Annotated in this window: 19 protein-coding genes; 14 read left to right on the top strand and 5 right to left on the bottom strand. The window is 66.4% G+C overall.

Features of this window, described 5'->3' with window-relative positions; translation table 11 throughout:
• Positions 1-77: 77 nt before the first annotated feature.
• On the bottom strand, positions 78-1,223 hold the full coding sequence (locus P1L41_RS14335) for a pyridoxal phosphate-dependent aminotransferase (protein WP_276296412.1): 1,146 nt from the start codon (positions 1,221-1,223) through the stop codon (positions 78-80).
• A complete protein-coding gene (locus P1L41_RS14330) occupies positions 1,220-1,714 on the bottom strand; it encodes an Lrp/AsnC family transcriptional regulator (protein WP_276296411.1) in 495 nt (164 codons plus the stop codon). Before P1L41_RS14330 ends, P1L41_RS14335 begins: the two co-directional genes overlap by 4 nt.
• 145 nt (positions 1,715-1,859) lie before the next feature.
• Between P1L41_RS14330 and P1L41_RS14325 the strand changes: the two genes are divergently transcribed.
• The 8 genes from P1L41_RS14325 (at position 1,860) to P1L41_RS14290 (ending at position 9,127) form a co-directional block, all read left to right on the top strand.
• A complete protein-coding gene (locus P1L41_RS14325) occupies positions 1,860-2,192 on the top strand; it encodes a hypothetical protein (protein WP_276296410.1) in 333 nt (110 codons plus the stop codon).
• 71 nt (positions 2,193-2,263) lie between these two features.
• The gene (locus P1L41_RS14320; RefSeq protein WP_276296409.1) at positions 2,264-3,505 is read left to right on the top strand and encodes an MFS transporter; all 1,242 of its coding nucleotides are present in this window, start codon (positions 2,264-2,266) and stop codon (positions 3,503-3,505) included.
• Positions 3,506-3,558: 53 nt separating this feature from the next.
• A complete protein-coding gene (locus tag P1L41_RS14315) occupies positions 3,559-4,149 on the top strand; it encodes a thioredoxin family protein (protein WP_276296408.1) in 591 nt (196 codons plus the stop codon).
• Positions 4,150-4,200: 51 nt separating this feature from the next.
• Positions 4,201-5,013, top strand: coding sequence for a BtpA family protein (locus tag P1L41_RS14310; RefSeq protein ID WP_276296407.1), 813 nt, complete (start codon positions 4,201-4,203; stop codon positions 5,011-5,013).
• A 48-nt stretch (positions 5,014-5,061) separates the two neighbouring features.
• Complete coding sequence (locus P1L41_RS14305) at positions 5,062-6,012, top strand: mechanosensitive ion channel family protein (RefSeq protein ID WP_276296406.1); 951 nt, start codon at positions 5,062-5,064, stop codon at positions 6,010-6,012.
• Positions 6,013-6,052: 40 nt separating this feature from the next.
• Positions 6,053-6,721: an O-methyltransferase gene (locus tag P1L41_RS14300; RefSeq protein WP_276296405.1), complete on the top strand. Its 669-nt coding sequence runs from the start codon at positions 6,053-6,055 to the stop codon at positions 6,719-6,721.
• Positions 6,722-6,800: 79 nt separating this feature from the next.
• The gene (locus P1L41_RS14295; protein WP_276296404.1) at positions 6,801-7,403 is read left to right on the top strand and encodes a chemotaxis protein CheC; all 603 of its coding nucleotides are present in this window, start codon (positions 6,801-6,803) and stop codon (positions 7,401-7,403) included.
• Positions 7,404-7,474: 71 nt separating this feature from the next.
• Positions 7,475-9,127 (top strand): long-chain fatty acid--CoA ligase, encoded by a 1,653-nt coding sequence (locus P1L41_RS14290; RefSeq protein ID WP_276296403.1) that lies wholly within the window; start codon positions 7,475-7,477, stop codon positions 9,125-9,127.
• A 1-nt stretch (position 9,128) separates the two neighbouring features.
• Here the strand turns inward: P1L41_RS14290 and P1L41_RS14285 are convergent, their stop codons facing one another.
• On the bottom strand, positions 9,129-9,902 hold the full coding sequence (locus P1L41_RS14285; protein WP_276296402.1) for a DUF6517 family protein: 774 nt from the start codon (positions 9,900-9,902) through the stop codon (positions 9,129-9,131).
• Positions 9,903-10,028: 126 nt separating this feature from the next.
• Between P1L41_RS14285 and P1L41_RS14280 the strand changes: the two genes are divergently transcribed.
• Both P1L41_RS14280 and P1L41_RS14275 read left to right on the top strand, forming a co-directional pair.
• A complete protein-coding gene (locus tag P1L41_RS14280; RefSeq protein WP_276296401.1) occupies positions 10,029-11,183 on the top strand; it encodes an acyl-CoA dehydrogenase family protein in 1,155 nt (384 codons plus the stop codon).
• Between the two features lie 82 nt (positions 11,184-11,265).
• The gene (locus tag P1L41_RS14275; protein ID WP_276296400.1) at positions 11,266-12,051 is read left to right on the top strand and encodes an N-acyl homoserine lactonase family protein; all 786 of its coding nucleotides are present in this window, start codon (positions 11,266-11,268) and stop codon (positions 12,049-12,051) included.
• A gap of 7 nt (positions 12,052-12,058) precedes the next feature.
• Here the strand turns inward: P1L41_RS14275 and P1L41_RS14270 are convergent, their stop codons facing one another.
• Positions 12,059-12,250, bottom strand: coding sequence for a hypothetical protein (locus P1L41_RS14270; RefSeq protein WP_276296399.1), 192 nt, complete (start codon positions 12,248-12,250; stop codon positions 12,059-12,061).
• Positions 12,247-12,963 carry a DICT sensory domain-containing protein gene (locus P1L41_RS14265; RefSeq protein ID WP_276296398.1) on the bottom strand — a complete coding sequence of 239 codons (717 nt, stop codon included), beginning with the start codon at positions 12,961-12,963 and terminating at the stop codon, positions 12,247-12,249. Before P1L41_RS14265 ends, P1L41_RS14270 begins: the two co-directional genes overlap by 4 nt.
• A 258-nt stretch (positions 12,964-13,221) precedes the next feature.
• Here P1L41_RS14265 and P1L41_RS14260 point away from each other — a divergent pair, with 258 nt between their 5' ends.
• From P1L41_RS14260 to P1L41_RS14245, 4 genes are all read left to right on the top strand, one after another.
• Positions 13,222-15,120: a 2-oxoacid:acceptor oxidoreductase subunit alpha gene (locus P1L41_RS14260; RefSeq protein ID WP_276296397.1), complete on the top strand. Its 1,899-nt coding sequence runs from the start codon at positions 13,222-13,224 to the stop codon at positions 15,118-15,120.
• 2 nt (positions 15,121-15,122) lie between these two features.
• A complete protein-coding gene (locus P1L41_RS14255; RefSeq protein ID WP_276296396.1) occupies positions 15,123-16,061 on the top strand; it encodes a thiamine pyrophosphate-dependent enzyme in 939 nt (312 codons plus the stop codon).
• Between the two features lie 81 nt (positions 16,062-16,142).
• Complete coding sequence (lrpA1, locus tag P1L41_RS14250) at positions 16,143-16,571, top strand: HTH-type transcriptional regulator LrpA1 (RefSeq protein WP_276296395.1); 429 nt, start codon at positions 16,143-16,145, stop codon at positions 16,569-16,571.
• Between the two features lie 34 nt (positions 16,572-16,605).
• Positions 16,606-18,174, top strand: coding sequence for a DHH family phosphoesterase (locus P1L41_RS14245; protein WP_276296394.1), 1,569 nt, complete (start codon positions 16,606-16,608; stop codon positions 18,172-18,174).
• The last annotated feature ends 15 nt before the right edge of the window (positions 18,175-18,189 follow it).

The raw sequence follows: 18,189 nt of genomic DNA, 5'->3' as shown, positions 1-18,189 counted from the left end.
TCTTTTCGCCGATTGCTACTCAAACTTACGGGGCCGTTATTACATTTGATAATCCAGCACCCTCGTTCCCCGGTACATCACCCGAGGAACGACTCCATTCGCGCCATGGCCTCCTTGAGGTCCGGTAGGCCGGTGGCGTAGGAGACCCGCAGGTGACCGTCGCCGCCCTCGCCGAACGCGGTCCCCGGGACGACGGCGACGCCCTCGGACTGCAACAGCGCCTCGGCGAACTCGTCGGCGTCGTCCCACGGACACTCCGGGAACGCGTAGAACGCGCCGGCGGCCTCGAAACACTCGATGCCCATGTCCGCAAAGCGCGAGAGGACGTACTTGCGGCGGCGGTCGTACTGGGCCGTCATCTCCTGGACCTCGTCCCAGCAGGTGTCCAGCGCCTCGATGGCGGCGTACTGGGCCGTCGTCGGCGCCGAGAGCATCGTGTACTGGTGGACGCGGTTCATCGCCTCGATGGCCTCCGGCGGCGCCATCGCGTAGCCGAGTCGGAACCCCGTCATCGCGAAGGCCTTCGAGAAGCCGTTGAAGACGACGGTCCGCTCGCGCATCCCCGGCAGCGTCGCGATGGACGTGTGTTCGTGTTCGTAGGTGAGGTCGGCGTAGATTTCGTCGGCGAACACCACGAGGTCGTGCTCGCGGCAGAACGCCGCCACCTCGGCGAGCTCGTCGCCGGTCATCGTCGCACCGGTCGGGTTGTTCGGGTAGCAGTAGACAAGCGCGTCGGCCTCGGCCGCCCCCGACGACTCGAGCACCTCGCGGGTCAGCTTGAACTCGTCTTCGGCCCGGGTCGGGACGTCGACGACCTCCGCGCCGGCGAAGGTAGCGTCCGGAACGTACGAGACGTAACAGGGCTGGACTACGGCGATGGCGTCGCCGGGGTCGAGCAGCGACCGGAAGGCGAGGTCCAGTCCCTCACTGGCGCCCGCAGTGACGAGGATCTCCTCGTCGGGGTCGTACTGGAGCGCGTGCTTGTCCGCCTCGAACCGGGCGATGCGCTCGCGCAGTTCACGCTTCCCGCGGTTGGCGGTGTAGGACGTCTGGCCCCGCTCCAGCGAGGCGATGGCCGCCTCGCGGGCGGCCCACGGCGCCGAGAAGTCCGGCTCGCCGACCCCGAGCGAGATGATGTCGTCCATCTCCTCGGCCAGCTCGAAGAAGCGGCGGATTCCCGACGGTGGGACCTGGTCGACCCGCTCGGCTGGTTCGAACGTCATGGCGAGACGGAGAGTCTATCGTCGTCGTCGTGGTCGCCGAACTCCATCCCCTGTTCCTTGTAGGACTCCATGATGTAGTGGGTCACCGTCTGGGTGATCTCGGGGATGGGCGCGATCTTGTCGCTGATGAAGTGCGAGACCTCGCGCATCGAATCGCCCTCCACCTCCAGGTCGAAGTCGTAGTCGCCGCTGACGAGCCGCAGCGAGGTGACCTCAGGGAACTTCGCGATGCGCTCTGCGATGTCGCCGTAGTTGGTCTCGCGGTCCAGCGCGACGTTGAGCTCCACTGTCGCCCGGACGCGCTCCTCGTCGGTCTCGACGGCGTTCCAGTCGACGACAGCCTGGTACCCACAGACGATGCCTGCCTCCTCGAACTCCTCGATAGCCGCCGCTACCTCCTCGACGGAGAAGTCCGTCTGGCGGGCGATGTCCTCGGTGGTGTAGCGGGCGTTCTCCCGAAGCAGGTCCAGAATCTCTCGTCGACTGCTCATACTCAGGAGGCGGACGGTCGCAGACAAAAACCTTGCTCCCCGCGGGCTCTCGTGGCGCCGTGTCTGACCTCTGTCACCGACGGTCCCGACCCCCCTCACAGTGAAGCCCAGAGATTTATTGCGTCCAACTCCCTGGTGACGGATAATGTACGACGAAGTCGGGCAGTCGCCGGACCCAGAAACCGGCTGGGGCCACGTCGCCGAACACGAGGAAGCGCCGTCCGTCATCGACACCGTGCTCCGGCTCGATGCCGGGACGGAGTACACGAAGACCGAACTGAGCGACGCCGCCGGCGTTCCGCTGAAGACCCTGTATCTCGACGGGACCCTGGAGCATCTGGTCACGATGGGCTTTCTCACGAAACGGGACGTCGACGGAGCGGAGACGACGTACCGCGTCGACGCGGAGAGCGACGTCTACGCGGCGGCGTCTGCGTTCGATGCCGCCATCGCCGAGCGTCTCGACGGGGCCGAGTGACGGCCCTCGGACCGCCCTCGGCGGCCTGAATCAGGACGCTCTTTTACCGGGGCCGTAGAGCACTGGGTACAGTGGTCTCGGACTCACAATCCCGCCTCGTCGTCGGCCTCGTCGGCGGGTCCCACGTCGTCAACCACGCCTACTTCATGCTCCTGCCGCCCATCTTCGGCCCGCTCAGGAGCGACCTGGGGGTGACGGACGCACAGCTCGGTATCGCGCTCGGTACCGTCGGTGTGGTCGTCACCGCGTTCCAGCTCCCGCTGGGCTCGGTCTCCGACTCGCGCGGCCGGAAGCCCGTGCTCGCGCTCTCTCTCATCTTCGGTGCGCTCGGGGCGCTCCTGACGGCGGCGGCGCAGTCGTACGTGTGGCTCCTGGCGGCGAGCGTCGTCACCGGTATCGGCATCGCCGGCCACCACCCTGCCCACTACCCGCTCATCGGTTCGGCGACGACGCCGGCGACGCGCGGCCGGGCCTACAGCGTCCACGGGTTCTTCGGCGTCGTCGGCTTCGCGGCGCCGCCCGCCATCGTCGCGCTGTTCGCGACGCTCGGCCTCGGCTGGCGGCTGGCCATCGGGACCGTCGCGGTCCTCGGCGGGCTCTACGGGGTGGTGGCGCTGCTGACGTTCGACCGGTACGTCGACGACGACATCACCGCCCCGACCAGAGTGGTGTCGACGGACGCGTCCCTCGCCCAGCGCGCACGGAGCGAACTCCGCTCGGTGCTCTCCTCGCCGGCCATCCTCTCGCTCACCGTGCTGTGGTTCGTCACCTCGATGGCCGCGTGGGGTATCAAGCAGTACACCGCGAGCCTGCTCACGGACGTGTACCGGATTCCCGACCCGACGGCGAACTTCACGGTCTCGGCCATGCTCGTCACGGGGGCGGTGGTCATCTTCGGCGGCGGGTGGTTCACCGACCGATTCTCGCCGGCCCCGGTGCTCCTGGTCGGGTACGCGGCGCTCGTCGTCGTGGCGGCCGGTCTGGGACTCGGACTTCTCCCGACGCTCGGCGCGCTCGGCCTGGTGATGGTCCTCAGCGCGACCGTCGACGGGAGCCGTCCGGCCCGGGCCTCGCTCGCCGACGCGCTCTCGACCGAAGACTCGGCCGGCAAGAACTTCGCCCTGCTCACCGTGGGCATCTCCGGCGGCGCGGCAGTCGCGCCACCGGTGCTCGCGGCCGTCGTCGAACGAGCCGGCGTCGAGGCGGCGTTCCTGGTCCTCGCGGGCATGGGCGCGGTGGCCATCGCACTGACGGCCGTCGTCCTCGCCGTCGCGGGTGAGCTACCGACGACCGGGCGAGCAGCGAGCGAGTGACCGATTGCGAGGGCCGCCCGGAATCTTTTGTGCGCCCCCATCCTAACGAACGTATGGTCTCACTCGATTCCGACTCCGACGTGTTGCAGCACGGCGACGCGGCCCCGTCGTTCGAACTCGCCGGCGCCGACGGCGGGATGCACTCGCTCGACGACTTCACGGACCACGAGGCGCTGCTCGTGGTGTTCACCTGCAACCACTGTCCGTACGCGAAGGCGAAGATTCCAGAGTTGAACCGCCTCGCGAAGCAGTTCCCGAAACTCGCTGTCGTAGGTATCAACCCGAACGACCCGGAGCAGTACCCCGACGACTCCTTCGAGATGATGCAGGAGGTGGTCGCCGAGGGGACCGTCAAGTACGACGCCTACCTCTTCGACTCCGACCAGTCGGTCGCAGCGGCCTACGGGGCTCGCTGCACCCCGGACCCCTATCTGTTCCGCAACGTCGACGGCACCTTCGAGCTGGCCTACCACGGTCGCCTCGACGACGCGACCAACCCCGACGACGAGCCGACGGAGCGGGAGATGGCGGCCCACGTCGAGACGGTGCTCGACGGCGAGGACGTCACCGCCGAGGAACGCCCGTCTCGTGGCTGTTCAATCAAGTGGAAGCCCGGGAACGAACCGGACTACTGGGACGCCTGAAGAGAGCGCTGGGCGACTGCCTTTTTCAGCGTCGTCGCCGAACCGGTCGGTATGAACCGAGCACAGGTCTTCGGCGCCGAGCGCCCCGTCGTCGGGATGGTCCACCTGCCGGCGCTGCCTGGCGCGCCACAGCACGCGCGTTCCCGTGACGAGATTCGAGCCCGGGCGACCGACGACGCGACGGCACTCGAAGCCGGCGGCGTCGACGCGCTTATCGTCGAGAACTTCGGCGATGCGCCGTTCTACCCGGACAGTGTGCCGCCCCACGTCGTCGCAGAGATGACCGCCGTCACGACAGCCGTCCGTGAGGCCGTCGACGTGCCCGTCGGCGTCAACGTCCTCCGGAACGACGCCGACGCTGCGCTCTCCGTCGCCGCTGCGACGGGTAGTCGGTTCGTCCGTGTCAACGTCCACACCGGCGCTCGCCTCACCGACCAGGGTGTCGTCGAGGGACAGGCCCACGAGACGCTCCGCTTGCGCGAGCGAATCGACGCCGACGTCGCGATACTGGCGGACGTGGCCGTCAAACACTCCGCGCCGCTGGCCGACTCGCCGCTCGACCAGCAGGTCGCCGACGCTATCGAACGCGAGCTGGCCGACGGGCTCGTGGTCTCCGGACCGGGGACCGGGGAGTCGGCCGACGAGTCCGACCTCGCCACCGTCGTCGAGGCACGAGACGAGGTCGACCCATCGGTCCCCGTCTTCGTCGGCAGCGGCGTCACGGCCGAGTCTGTCGACGAACTGCTCGCACTGGCCGATGGCGTTATCGTCGGCACGGCGCTGAAGCGCGACGGCCTGACGACGAACCCCGTGACACGGTCGCGCGTGGAGACGCTGGTCGAGCGAGCGGGGTCCGCGCGGTGACGGGACCGTCACCAAACCGTTTTGCCCACCCCACCCGAGAACCGTGACGTGAGTCGTCCACTCGGATATCTCTCGCTCCTCCTGGCTGGCCTCTCGACCCTCGGTATCGTCGCCGTCCAGCGCCTCGGGATTACCGGCTCCCTCGACGGGTTCGCGCTCTCCTTCCTCCTCGTGAAGCTGCTGTCGGCGCTCGCCGTCGGGTTCGCGACCTACGGTTGTTATCGTCTCGTCAACAACGCCGTCCAGCGGTACACGCCCGACAAGCGCCGGAAGCAGGACGCGCGGAACGTCCTCCGACTCGCCTTCGGCCTCGTCGGGACGTTCGCCGCGCTCGGCATCCTCACCCAGCAGTGGCTCGGGCTGCTGTTCTCGCTCGGAGTGGTCGGGTTCGCGGTCACGTTTGCCCTCCAGCAACCGCTCTTCTCGCTGCTGGGCTGGGTCTACATCATGGTCAAGCGACCCTACCAGGCCGGCGACCGGGTCGCCATCGAGTCCTCGAAGGGCGACGTCGTCGAGGTGTCGTTCCTGGTGACGACGCTGTGGGAAATAAACGGCGAACTCGTCTCCTCGAACCAGCCCTCGGGACGGACCATCACACTCCCCAACAGCGTGGTCCTCTCCTCGCACGTCAAGAACTACACCCAGGAGGAGTTTCCGTTCGTCTGGAACGAGCTCTCGGTGCAGGTCGCCTACGAGACCGACTTCGAGTTCGCCAAGGAGACGATGCGGGCCGTGGCGGACGACTACCTGGGCGACGAGATGGCGGACCGTATCGGCCGCTACCGACGTAACCTGGACGCGACACCCGTCGAACTCGAAGTGCAAGACCGTCCGACGGTCAACGTCGTGCAGGGGGAGTCCTGGGTGGAGTTCAGGCTCCGGTACCTCGTCCACCCACGGCGCGGTCAGCGGGTGAAAAACGAACTGTACCGCCGTGTCATCCAGGCGTTCAACGAGTCCCCGGACCGAGTCAGTTTCCCGCTCGGCCGCAACCGCTGACGGCCGCCGGGTTTACGACCGACCCGACCGCAGGGTCGACATGGACGAGACACCGCTCCCCGAGGTCACCGAACAGTTCGCTCGGGCGCTCACGCCCGCCCGGGACGACGTCATCGCGGAGATGGACGAGAAGGCCGACCGCGAGGGGTTCCCGACGGTCGGTCCCGCGGTCGGTGGGTGGCTCCGGCTGCTGGCGCGGATGGTCGACGCCGAGCGCGTCTTCGAGTTCGGCTCCGGCTTCGGCTACTCCGCCTACTGGATGGCGCCAGCGTTGCCGGCCGACGGCCAAATCGTGCTCACCGAAATCGACGCCGACGAACTCGACGAGGCGCGAGCGTTCCTCGACCGGGGTGGGTACGCGGACCGCGCCGTCTTCGAACACGGGGACGCCGTCGAGACAGTCGAGCACTACGACGGGCCGTTCGACGTCGTCCTCGTGGACAACGAGAAGGACCGCTACGTCGAGGCGTTCGAGGCGGTCCGGGAGAAGGTGCCCGTCGGCGGCGTCGTGGTCGCGGACAACACCATCGAGGCCGGACCGCTTGACTTCGACGACGTCCGTGCGCTGCTCGCGGGCGAGTCTGTCGATGCGAACGCCACGAGTCAGGGTGTCGCGGACTACCTCGAGACGGTTCGGTCCGACCCCGCGTTCGAGACGGGGCTGCTCCCGCTGGGCGAGGGTGTCGCCGTGAGTCTGCGTATCGATTGAACCCGATTCTCGCCTGCGAAAATGTGGGTGTATCGCTTATGTACGAGGGCGCAGAACCTCCGGCAAGGCGCCCCTGCTCATGAGTTTGAAGATAGATATCCGGAAGCTCGGACTGTTCAACAGGATGGCGAAGGAGGGCGGAAACACGGTCGCCAGCCACCTGAGCCAGATGACGGGGATGGAGACGCAGATGGAGATCACGAAGATCAACTTCATCGACCTTCCGGACATCAAGACCCACATCGGCGACGAGAAACAGATCGGCATCAGCATCGAGATGGTCGAGAAGCCCCACGGTTACATCCTCTTCCTGTTCAGCGCGCGGAGCGCGAAGGACCTCGCGGCCGGGATGATCGGCGATATGGGCGAGACCGACCCCAGCGCGACCGGCTTCACCGACATGGAGCGGTCGGCCATCCAGGAGATTGGCAACATCATGACCTCCGGGTTCATCGACGGCTGGGCGAACGTCCTGAACACGACAATCGACATCTCGACGCCGAACTTCACGTTCGGGCCGGGAAGCGGGATGGTCGACCAGCTCGTGGGCGACCGCGACAGCGAGATGGCGCTGATGTTCGATTCGCGGGTCCAGGCGCTCGACTCGGACATCAACGTGACCGTCTACACGTTCCCCGAGCTCGAGGAACTGGTCGAGCTGATGCAGGAAATCGACGTCTAGCCCCGGGCACTCCCACGCCCCTCGGTCACACGGACCGTGGTTTCTTGTAACTCGTCTACATGTAGCACGGTATGCCAGGAGGCTCACCCCAGACGCTGGGACCGTTCCTGTGGCGCGCGGCGAACCTGTATCCCGACACGGAGATCGTCTCCCGAACGCACGAGGGGATGGTCAGGTACGACTACGCCACGTACGCCGACCGGACGGCGCAGTTGGCCAACGCGCTCGACGCGGCGGGCTACGGTGACGGCGACCGGCTGGCGACGTTCTGCTGGAACCACCATCGGCACTTCGAGACGTACTTCGGCGTCCCCGGCATCGGCGCGCAGTTGCACACTATCAACCCGCTCCTGCCCGACGAGCACATCCAGTACATCGTCGAGAACGCCGCCGACAGGACCATCTTCGTCGACGAGTCGTTCCTGCCGAAACTGGAGGGCGCGGTGGCCGACGACCCCGACCCGTTCTCGACGGTCGACCGCTACGTCGTGATGGGCGAGTCGATGCCGGAGACGGACCTCGAGGCCGTCGCCTACGACTCGTTCCTCGAGGGCCACGACACCGAGTACGACTGGCCCGAACTCGACGAGGACCAGCCCGCCGGCCTCTGTTACACCTCGGGAACGACAGGCCGTCCGAAGGGTGTCGAGTACACCCAGCAGATGCTCTGGGCGCATACGATGGCGATTCAGCAACCCCAGGGCATCCCGCTGGACGACGACGACGTGATGATGCCCGTCGTCCCGATGTTCCACGTCAACGCCTGGGGCCTCCCGTTCTCGGCGACGGCCGGCGGGGCCAAGCACGTCTACCCCGGCCCCCAGCCGAGTCCCGAGGACCTCGCGACACTCATCGAGGAGGAGGGCGTCACCGTGACGGCGGGCGTCCCGACGGTTTGGCTCGGACTGATGGAACATGTCAAGGAGCACGACACCGACCTCTCCTCGCTGGACCGCCTCGTCGTCGGCGGGAGCGCGGCGCCCGAGGCGATGATTCGCTTCTTCGACGACCACGACGTCGAACTCGTCCACGCCTGGGGGATGACAGAGACGGCCCCCGTCGGCTCGGTCGCACACCTGAAAGGCAACTTGGAGGACGCGGACTACGACACACAGGTCGAAAAGCGGAGCAAGCAGGGTCTCATCACGCCCGGCTTGGAGTTCCGCGTCGTCGGCGACGACGGCGAGGCGGTGGCCTGGGACGGCGAGGCGTTCGGCGAACTGCTGGTCCGCGGGCCGTGGGTCACGCGGGAGTACTTCGCCCGGCCCGACGCGACCGAAGCCGAGTTCGAGGACGGCTACCTGAAGACCGGCGACGTGGTGACCGTCGATGAGGACGGCTACATCAAGATCGTCGACCGCGCGAAAGACGTCATCAAGAGCGGCGGCGAGTGGATCTCCTCGGTGGAACTGGAGAACGAACTGATGGCCCACGACGACGTGACGGAGGCCGCCGTCATCGGCGTCCCCCACGAGCGCTGGCAGGAACGCCCCCTCGCGCTCGTGGTCCCGACCGAGGGGACAGACACCGACGCCCTGGCCGACGACCTCCGCGAGCACGTGCTCGACTCGTACCCAAAGTGGTGGGTGCCGGACAACTTCGTGACTATCGACGAGATGCCGAAGACGGCGACCGGGAAGTTCAGCAAGAAGACGCTGCGAGAGGAGTACGGCGACGCCTCGCTGGTCGAGGGCCGGGTCCCGGAGGACGCCGCGCCGGAGTGAGTTACTGGACGCCCGCGACGAGGCCGCGCATCTCCTCGCGGTACGCCGACGGCGTCAGGTCGAGGTCCACGTCGACGGAGACGGTGATGCCCTCGCTCAGGTCGTCTTCGACGCTCGTCGCGAAGCTCTCGGCGGGATAGGCCCCACCGGAGACGAGCACGAAGTCGCCGTGGTGCCAGACCGCCAGCAGCGCCGACACCTCGATGTCCGCCGACGGAATCGCGACACCCGCCTCGTCAGTCACGGGGAACTCGATACCCTCGAAGGGGAAGACGGCGGCCATCTCGACCGTCTCTGCGGTCTCGCCGGTGTCGACGGCGACCCTCCCCTCGCCGGTTTTCTCGATGTCGGTCAGTCCCTGGTCGCGCATCTGCCCTTCGAACTGGTCGCGACTGTTCGCCTTCACCTGGTCGACGATTTCTCCCTGGCCGACGCCAGCCGGGAGGTTGTCGAGGTTGGGGCTGAAGTCAACCCGCGTGGCGAAGAACACGGACAGCGCGGCCTCGACCTGGCCGAGCGTCCAGTCGGCGACTCGCGTCTGCAGGGCCTGGTCGACGTACTGGAGCGTGTGTGAGACCGCTTCGAGGGTCACCGGGCCATAGTCGCGTTCCAGGACGGTCCCGGACGATTCATTCGTCTGTGCCCACCCGCCCTCGTCGAGGCGCTGCTGGGGCACTTCCGGGGGTGGCCTCTCTGCTGCGGCGAGGAACGAACAGCCACTGAGCGCGGCGGCACCGACACCCGCGCCCGCGGCGAGGTAATCGCGGCGATTCATTCCACTCGCTTACCGTTGGTGGAGAAAAGCGTGCTGGCCGATTATCAGCGTATTCACAGAAACAACTTCGGCGGGGTTTTCCCGAGTTTCACGAGTTATTTGGTGGCACAGTCCGTGAACAGTTCCATGGAACTACTCTCGACACACCCGGTTCCGGAACACGCCCACGACGTCAAGCAGGCGGCGCGCGAGTTCGCCGCGGAACACATCGAACCGAACGCCGCCGACTACTACGAGTCGGGAGAGTATCCGGTCGACATCCTCGAAGCCGGGATGGACGCCGGCCTGGTCGCCCAGGACATCGGCGAGGAGTGGGGCGGCAAGGGGTTCGACCTGCACCAGATTCTCGCCATCGCCGAGGAGTTCTACCGCGCCGACGCTGGCATCGCGCTCACGCTACAACTGGCAAGTTTCGGGGCCGAAATCGTCGAGGACCACGGCGACGAGTCGCAAAAAGAGGAGTTCCTCCGCCCGGTCGCCGAGAACGAGCAGATTACCGGCCTGGCCGTCTCGGAACCCCAGACCGGCAGCGACATGGCTGGGATGGACACCACCGCCGAGAAAGACGGCGACGAGTGGGTCCTCAACGGCGAGAAGTACTGGATCGGTAACGGCGTCGAGGCCGACTGGGTGACGGTGTACGCGAAGACCGGAGACGACCCGAACAACCGCTACGGCAACTACTCGATGTTCATCGTCCCCACCGACACCGACGGATACGACGCCGAGCACATCCCGGAGAAAATGGGCTTTCGCGCGTCGAAGCAGGCCCACATCGTCTTCGACGACTGCCGGATTCCCGAGGACCACCTCGTCGGTGTCGAGGGCGCGGGCTTCTACATGCTCGCGGAGTTCTTCAACCACGGTCGGGTCATCGTCGGCGGGCACGGCCTGGGCCTGGCGGCGGCCGCCATCGAGGAAGCCTGGGAGTTCGTGCACGACCGAGAGGCGTTCGGGCGGACCGTCGACGAGTTCCAGGCCGTCCAGCACAAGCTCGCCGACATGCACCTCGAACTGCAGTCCGCGCGGACGCTCACCTGGCACGCCGCCGACCGCGTCGCCAACCAGGAGGACGCCGGCTACTGGGCGGCGCTGGCGAAGACCCGGGCGACAGAGGCCGCGACCGACTGTGCCGAGAAGGGGATGCAGCTCCACGGCGGCCGGTCTGTCCTGACGGAGAACCGCATCTCGCGGGTGTACCGCGACGTCCGCATCCCAGTCATCTACGAGGGCGCCAACGACATCCAGCGGAACCTCATCTACCGGCAGGCCCCGCAGTAATCACAACGCTGACACTGCGTCGCACTAGCAGTCCCTACCTGTTTGGCCCACTCCTTATCTGTGGCTGACACCTACACAGCGTATGGACGATATCTCGGTCACCTTCCTGGACCGCGGCACGGTCACCGCAGACATGAACTTCGTCGTCGACGGCCACGCCGTCGCGACCGCGTCGAACCGCTCGCCCGAACACGAGTACGCCGAGTTCGTGGTCTGGAACCTCGTCGTCGAGACGCCAGAGATGACCATTCTCTGGGACACCGGCTCGCACCCGGACGCCGGCGACGGCTACTGGCCGGCCCCGCTGTACGAGGCCTTCGCCCACGTCGACGCCGACCAGCACGCCCTCTCGGACGACCTCGGAGCCGCGGGGTACTCGATAGCCGACATCGACGCCGTCGTGATGAGCCACCTCCACCTCGACCACGCGGGCGGGCTCTACAACTTCGCCGGGACGGACGTGCCAATCTACGTCCACCGCGAGGAACTGCCCTTCGCGTACCTGAGCGCCAAGACCGACGAGGGGTCTATCGCCTACCTCGCCAGCGACTTCGACCACGACCTGAACTGGCAGGTGGTCCACGGCGACCGGTACCACCTCACCGACGGCGTGGAGCTGCTCCACCTGCCGGGCCACACGCCGGGACTGCTGGGTGCGCTCATCGACCGCCCGGACCGCCCGCTGCTCGTCGCCGGCGACGAGGCCTACGTCGAGGCCAACTACGCCGGCCAGCCGATGGCGACGAGTCTCCTGTGGAACAACGGGTCGTGGAAAGCGAGTCTCGAACGGTGTCGCGACATCGAGCGCGAGACGGGTGCCGACGTGCTGCTGGGTCACGACCGCTCGGTGTTCGAGGAACTGGCGTAAGCCCGGGTTACTGGTCGTCGAGTTCGAGCGTCAGCGTCTCTCCGTCCGCTGTCTGTACGAGCCACCGGTTCGGAGCACGGTCGAGCACCCGCCAGAGCCCGAACTGGAGGTGCAACTCGAGTTCGAGGCCGTTGACGCGCTGCCCGGTCTCTGCGATACGGAACGCTCGACCGCTGGCGTCAGCCCCGGCGTCGCTCACTGCTCGACGAACCCGTAGGTCGACTCCAGGTGGCGCAGGATGTAGTCCACCGTCGTCGGGTCGTACGTCCAGAACCCGTAGAACGCCCTCGGCTCTCGCTCCTCGGCCAACAAGGCGCTCTTCTGTTCGTCATCGCCGCCGCCGTCGAAGACGACGAACCAGGACTCCGCGATCTCGCTCGACCGCTCGAGGTGGAGCGTGAACCGGTCCTGGTCCGGCGGGTCGGTGTCCGGATAGGCGTAGGCGTGGACGTCGACGTCCGTCTCACCCAGCCGCGTGTAGAGGTCGAGTTCCCCCTTCAGCGTGGACGTGGTCTGAAAGCCCGCGTGCAGGGCCCCCGTCCCGACGCGCCAGGCCCGGTCCTCTATCTCCCGGGACGCCGCCACCAGGCGGTCGATGGACCACGAGGTGAACATCGTCTCGTCGAGGTGGTCGAGGAGCGACCGGTACGGGTTGTCACTGCCGTCAGTCGAATCCATCGACGAGAGTTCGTCGCGAAAGGAGGCGAGACTGGTCGCGGTGACGACCTCCCCGTCGTCGCTCAGTGTGACGAACTCGTCGGGCCGCCCGCTCTCGGTCCGTTCTGTCTCGACGCGGATGTTCCGGTCGGCGAACTGCGCTCGCAACTCGTCGCTGGCGGCCGCGCCGGCGTTGTAGACGGTAAGCGTCTGCTCGTGGGCCTCGACGCCGGCGATGAGTTCGGAGAGCGACATCGACGGTAGTGATAGGGAGCGTATCTGGTTATGCCTTCCGCCGACCCGTCCGTCGTCACAGATACCTACGTGCGAACTAACTCCTATATTCCACTCCAAACACACCGAATCTGACATGGATTCAATCGCCGAAATCGGCCAACTCAGGGGCGTCAAACGAAAGATAACGATTAATAAACGTCGACTCAGTGGAAAATCTTTAGTCACGGCCCTACAATTGCCTGAGTACGGCACCACAGCTGGGGCCGACATCTAACCATGACAGACAACGAACTAATCTGGCGCATCGCAGGCGGTTCCGGGGACGGAATCGACTCGACGAGCCAGAACTTCGCGAAGGCCCTGATGCGCTCGGGACTTCACGTGTTCACACATCGCCACTACCCATCGCGGATCCGGGGTGGCCATACGTACGTGGAGGTACGGGCAAAGGACGAACCGGTACAGTCACGCGGCGACGGCTACAACTTCCTGCTCGCCCTGGGCGACTCGTTCGCACGGAACCCCCAGGAAGAGGCCTACTACGGGAAGGAAGAGCTCAAACCGCTGTACGAGAACTTCGACGAACTCCGCGAGGGCGGCGTCCTGCTGTACGACCAGGGCCTCCTCGACGAGGAAGACGTCGACGAGGTCGGCCTCGAGGAGGCCGCCGCGGAGAACGGCTGGGAAGTCGTTCCGATGGACCTCCGTGGCATCGCAAAGGAACACGGACGGGAGATCATGCGGAACACCGCGGGTATCGGTGCGACCGCCGCCATCCTCGACATCGACACGGCGCCGTTCGAGAACCTCATCGAGCAGAACATGGACGGCGACATGCAGGAGGCGAACCTCAACGTCCTGCACGACGCCTACGAGGCGGCCGCGGAACTCGACGTCGACCACGACATCGAAATGCCCGAGAACACCCACGACGAGGAGCAGGTCATCCTCTCGGGGTCCAACGCCATCTCCTACGGTGCGCTCGACGAGGGCTGTCGGTTCATCTCCGGCTATCCGATGACCCCGTGGACCGACGTCTTCACCATCATGTCACAGCACCTGTCGAACTTCGGCGGCATCTCCGAGCAGGTCGAGGACGAAATCGCGGCGGCTGCGCTCGCACTCGGTGCGTCCCACGCCGGCGTCAAGGCCATGTCCGGGTCGTCCGGCGGTGGCTTCGCGCTGATGTCGGAACCGCTCGGCCTCGCCGAGATGACCGAGACGCCGATCGTGCTGCTAGAGGCCATGCGCGCCGGTCCGTCGACCGGGATGCCGACCAAACCCGAACAGGCCGACCTCGAACACGTCCTGTACACGTCCCAAGGTGACTCCGCACGGATCGTGTTCGCCCCAGCGAACATCCGCGAGTGTTACACGCAGACGCGCTCCGCGTTCCGTATCGCCTACGACTACCAGATTCCGACCATCGTCATCTACGACCAGAAGATACAGGGCGAGCTCCGGAACCTGCCCGCGAGCCACTTCGACGAGGAGCCGAACGCCGACCCCGGTTCGGTCCTCACCGAGGAAGAGATCGAGGAGGCGGCTCACCACTCCTCCGGGAAGTTCAAGCGGTTCCTGCACGAGCCGGAGGACGGCTCGAACGTCAGTCCGCGCTCGATCCCCGGGCAGAAGAACGGTCGGTTCCTCGCGACCGGCAACGAGCACAACGAGGAGGGCCACATCAGCGAGGACCCCCAGAACCGCATCGCGCAGATGAACCGTCGGCTCGGGAAGCTCGACGACATCCGCGCGGACTTAGACGAGACCGCGGGCCACCAGACCTACTACGGCCCCGACGAGGCCGACTACGGCATCCTCGTCTGGGGGAGCCAGCAGGACACGGCCTTCGAGGCCGTCGACCGGCTCAACGAGAACGGGCACTCCGTGAAGGCCCTGGGCGTCTCGGACATGATGCCCTACCCCGTCGAGCAGGTCAGCGAGTTCCTCGAATCCGTCGACGAGGCGCTCGTCGTCGAGATGAACGCCACGGCGCAGTTCCGCGGCCTCACGCAGAAGGAGATCGGCAAGTACGGCGACAAGATGTCGAGCCTCCTGAAGTACAACGGCAACCCCTTCGAACCCGCCGAGATCGTCGACGGGTTCGAGTCCAGCATCAACGGCGAGGACCTCGCCGCGACCAACTTGAAGTACCTCCCCGCAGCGGGTGACTAACCATGAGTGCATTCAGTGCAATCGGAGACGACCGCGAGATAGACCGAGACGAGTTTACACCCGGCATCGAACCACAGGCGACGTGGTGTCCGGGCTGTGGTGACTTCGGCGTCCTCAAGGCGCTGAAACAGGCCATGCCCGAGGTGGGCAAGAACCCCGACGAGGTCGCCCTGTTTACGGGCATCGGCTGTTCGGGCAAGCTCAACAGCTACTTCAACAGCTACGGGTTCCACACCATCCACGGCCGCTCGCTGCCCGTCGCCCGGGCCGCGAAACTGGCTAACCCGAACCTCGAGGTCATCGCCGCCGGCGGTGACGGTGACGGCTACGGCATCGGTGGAAACCACCTCATCCACACGGCCCGGGAGAACCACGACATGACGTACATCGTGTTCAACAACGAGATCTTCGGGCTCACGAAGGGGCAGACCTCGCCGACATCGCCGAAGGGCCACAAGTCGAAGACCCAGCCCCACGGCTCGGCGAAGTCGCCGATTCGACCGCTGTCGCAGTCGCTGAACGCCGGTGCGACGTACATCGCTCGCACCGCCGCCGTGAACCCGAACCAGGCCAAGGAGATCATCGCCGAGGCCATCGAACACGACGGCTTCGCGCACATCGACTTCCTCACGCAGTGTCCGACCTGGAACAAAGACGCGAAACACTACGTCCCGTACACGGACATCCAGCAGTCCGACGAGTACGAACACGACATCAACGACCGCCAGGAGGCGGCCGAGATGATGTTCCAGACCGAGGACAAGCTCTACGAGGGCGAGGTCCTCACCGGTCGCTACTACGTCGACGACCAGAATCCGTCCTACGGCGACGAGAAGCGCTCCACGGGCGAGATGCCCGAGGAGCCGCTGGCCGAACGGTACTTCGACGAGGACGCCGAGTGGGAGCGGACCTACGACGAACTGCTCCACCACCACAAGTAACTCGTCGGCCCCCGTTCGGGGGACCGTTCGACGGGTTTCGGCTTCGGAAGATATTTTTTCACCCACTGAAAATAAAGGTGCATGAGCACCGAGTCGACGGAGCGTCGAATCCTGTCTGTTCTGGAGGAAGACGCACAGGCGTCCTACGCGGAGATCGCAGACAGAGCCGACGTTTCGAAGCCGACGGTGCGAAAGTACATCAAGAAACTCGAGGAAGAGGGGGTTATCGTCGGCTATTCGGCCGACGTGGACCCGAAGAAGCTCGCCGGCCAGTCCATCGCTCTCGTCGGCATGGACGTCGCGAGCGAACGGTACGTCGAGGCGACGCGCCAGCTGAAAGACATCGACGCGGTCGAAGCGCTGTACACGTCCAGTGGTGACCACATGTTGATGGCCGAGGTGCGCGCGCCCGACGGCGGGTCACTGGCCGACGTCATCGAAGACGAGATACTCGCGCTCGACGGCGTGACCGCCGCACACCCCTCGTTCCTCCAGGAACGACTGAAGTGAAGGGTTTTTAGCCGCTCCGGGAAGACTCACTGGTATGCCTTCTCGGTTGGTGCTCGGTGCCGGTCCGACCGCGCTGTCGCTCCTCGATAGCCTGAGCGACGGGCGCGGCGACCTCGCTGTCGTCACGGACGACAGCCACCGGGCCGATGCGCTCCGCGACGACGGCATCGGCGTGACCGAGGCCGACCAGACGGACGCCGACGAGCTCGTGGCGCTGAACGTCTCGCCGGACACCGTCATCGTCACCGCCGAGGACCCCGCGACCAACGTGCGGGCCGCACGGACGGCCAACGCGCTCTTTCCCGACGCGTTCCTGCTGGTGTACACCGGGAAGGGCGCGACGGCGGACCAGCGCGAGTCGTTCGAGCGCCTCGCCGACCGGGTCGTCGACCCGGACCGGGTGCTCACCAGGTGGTTCAAGGACGCCATCGGCGAGGACGGGACGCGCGTCCGCCAGCTGCAGCGCATCCTCCGGGACGTCGACGGTGAGCTCGCCGTCGTCACACACGACAATCCCGACCCGGACGCCATCGCCAGTGCCGTCGCGCTGGCCGAGCTGGCCGAACGAGCGGGCTGTTCGGCCACGGTCTGCTACTACGGCGCTATCTCCCACCAGGAGAACCGCGCGTTCGTCAACCTCCTGGAGTACGACCTCGAGAACCTGGACCCCGACGACCCCGACGCCCTCGACCGGTTCGACGGGTTCGCGCTGGTCGACCACTCGCGACCGGGCGTCAACGACCAGCTGCCCGAGGACCTCGCCATCGACATCGTCATCGACCACCACCCGCCGCGAGTCCCAATAGAGGGCCGGTTCGTCGACCTCCGGAGCGGCGTCGGCGCGACGAGCACGCTTCTGGTCGACTACTTCCGCCGGTTCGACGTCGACATCCCGGGCCCAATCGCGACGGGACTCCTCTTTGGTATCCGGGTCGACACGCGGGACTTCCGCCGGGAGGTCTCCCCGGAGGACTTCCTGGCCGCCGCGCACCTGGTCGAGCGGGCCGACATGGGCGTCCTCCAGCGAATCGAAGACCCGAGCGTGACCTCCGAGACGCTCTCTGTCGTCGGGCGCGCCATCTCGAACCGGGAACAGGAGGGGTCCGTGCTGCTGAGCTGCGTCGGTCGGGTCACCGACCGGGACGCACTCGCCCAGGCCGCAGACCGGCTGCTCGACCTGGAGGGCGTCCACGCGACGATGGTGTACGGCGTCATGGAGGGCACGATATACGCGTCGGCCCGCGCCCGCGGTGCGGACATCGACCTCGGCGAAGCGCTCAGAGACGCATTCGGGCAGATCGGCTCCGCGGGCGGCCACGCGGACATGGCGGGCGCACAGATAACGCTGGGCGTCCTCGAGTCGGTCGACGACAAGGAGGAGTCGCTCCACGAAATCGTCCGGGCGGTGGTCAACAACCGTTTCCTCGACGCCGTCGAGACGCGGTCGAACCGGCTGCTGGGCGTCTACGACCCCTCGGAGTACACGTTCGAGTCGTTCGCGGACTCGACGCTCGACCCGGACCTCTTCGGCCAGTCGACAGACGAGGGAGACGACGACGAGGAAGCGAGCGCGGCTGCCGAGGCGGATACCGACCCGACGTAGGGGAGTCTTTTTTGT

It is taken from the genome of Haloarcula ordinaria, assembly GCF_029338275.1.
Taxonomy (GTDB): Archaea; Halobacteriota; Halobacteria; order Halobacteriales; family Haloarculaceae; genus Haloarcula; species Haloarcula ordinaria.
The sequence above is the reverse complement of the archived record's forward strand: the minus strand, read 5'-3'. Positions and strand labels throughout refer to the sequence as shown.

Excerpts from the sequence above, each read along its gene's own strand:
- P1L41_RS14335 (WP_276296412.1), bottom strand. The coding sequence starts at position 1,223 with ATGACGTTCGAACCAGCCGAGCGGGTCGACCAGGTCCCACCGTCGGGA.
- P1L41_RS14275 (WP_276296400.1), top strand. The coding sequence starts at position 11,266 with ATGGACGATATCTCGGTCACCTTCCTGGACCGCGGCACGGTCACCGCA.
- P1L41_RS14295 (WP_276296404.1), top strand. The coding sequence starts at position 6,801 with ATGAGTTTGAAGATAGATATCCGGAAGCTCGGACTGTTCAACAGGATG.
- P1L41_RS14265 (WP_276296398.1), bottom strand. The coding sequence starts at position 12,963 with ATGTCGCTCTCCGAACTCATCGCCGGCGTCGAGGCCCACGAGCAGACG.
- lrpA1 (WP_276296395.1), top strand. The coding sequence starts at position 16,143 with ATGAGCACCGAGTCGACGGAGCGTCGAATCCTGTCTGTTCTGGAGGAA.
- P1L41_RS14325 (WP_276296410.1), top strand. The coding sequence starts at position 1,860 with ATGTACGACGAAGTCGGGCAGTCGCCGGACCCAGAAACCGGCTGGGGC.
- P1L41_RS14280 (WP_276296401.1), top strand. The coding sequence starts at position 10,029 with ATGGAACTACTCTCGACACACCCGGTTCCGGAACACGCCCACGACGTC.
- P1L41_RS14260 (WP_276296397.1), top strand. The coding sequence starts at position 13,222 with ATGACAGACAACGAACTAATCTGGCGCATCGCAGGCGGTTCCGGGGAC.
- P1L41_RS14245 (WP_276296394.1), top strand. The coding sequence starts at position 16,606 with ATGCCTTCTCGGTTGGTGCTCGGTGCCGGTCCGACCGCGCTGTCGCTC.
- P1L41_RS14285 (WP_276296402.1), bottom strand. The coding sequence starts at position 9,902 with ATGAATCGCCGCGATTACCTCGCCGCGGGCGCGGGTGTCGGTGCCGCC.
- P1L41_RS14255 (WP_276296396.1), top strand. The coding sequence starts at position 15,123 with ATGAGTGCATTCAGTGCAATCGGAGACGACCGCGAGATAGACCGAGAC.
- P1L41_RS14310 (WP_276296407.1), top strand. The coding sequence starts at position 4,201 with ATGAACCGAGCACAGGTCTTCGGCGCCGAGCGCCCCGTCGTCGGGATG.
- P1L41_RS14300 (WP_276296405.1), top strand. The coding sequence starts at position 6,053 with ATGGACGAGACACCGCTCCCCGAGGTCACCGAACAGTTCGCTCGGGCG.
- P1L41_RS14290 (WP_276296403.1), top strand. The coding sequence starts at position 7,475 with ATGCCAGGAGGCTCACCCCAGACGCTGGGACCGTTCCTGTGGCGCGCG.
- P1L41_RS14330 (WP_276296411.1), bottom strand. The coding sequence starts at position 1,714 with ATGAGCAGTCGACGAGAGATTCTGGACCTGCTTCGGGAGAACGCCCGC.
- P1L41_RS14315 (WP_276296408.1), top strand. The coding sequence starts at position 3,559 with ATGGTCTCACTCGATTCCGACTCCGACGTGTTGCAGCACGGCGACGCG.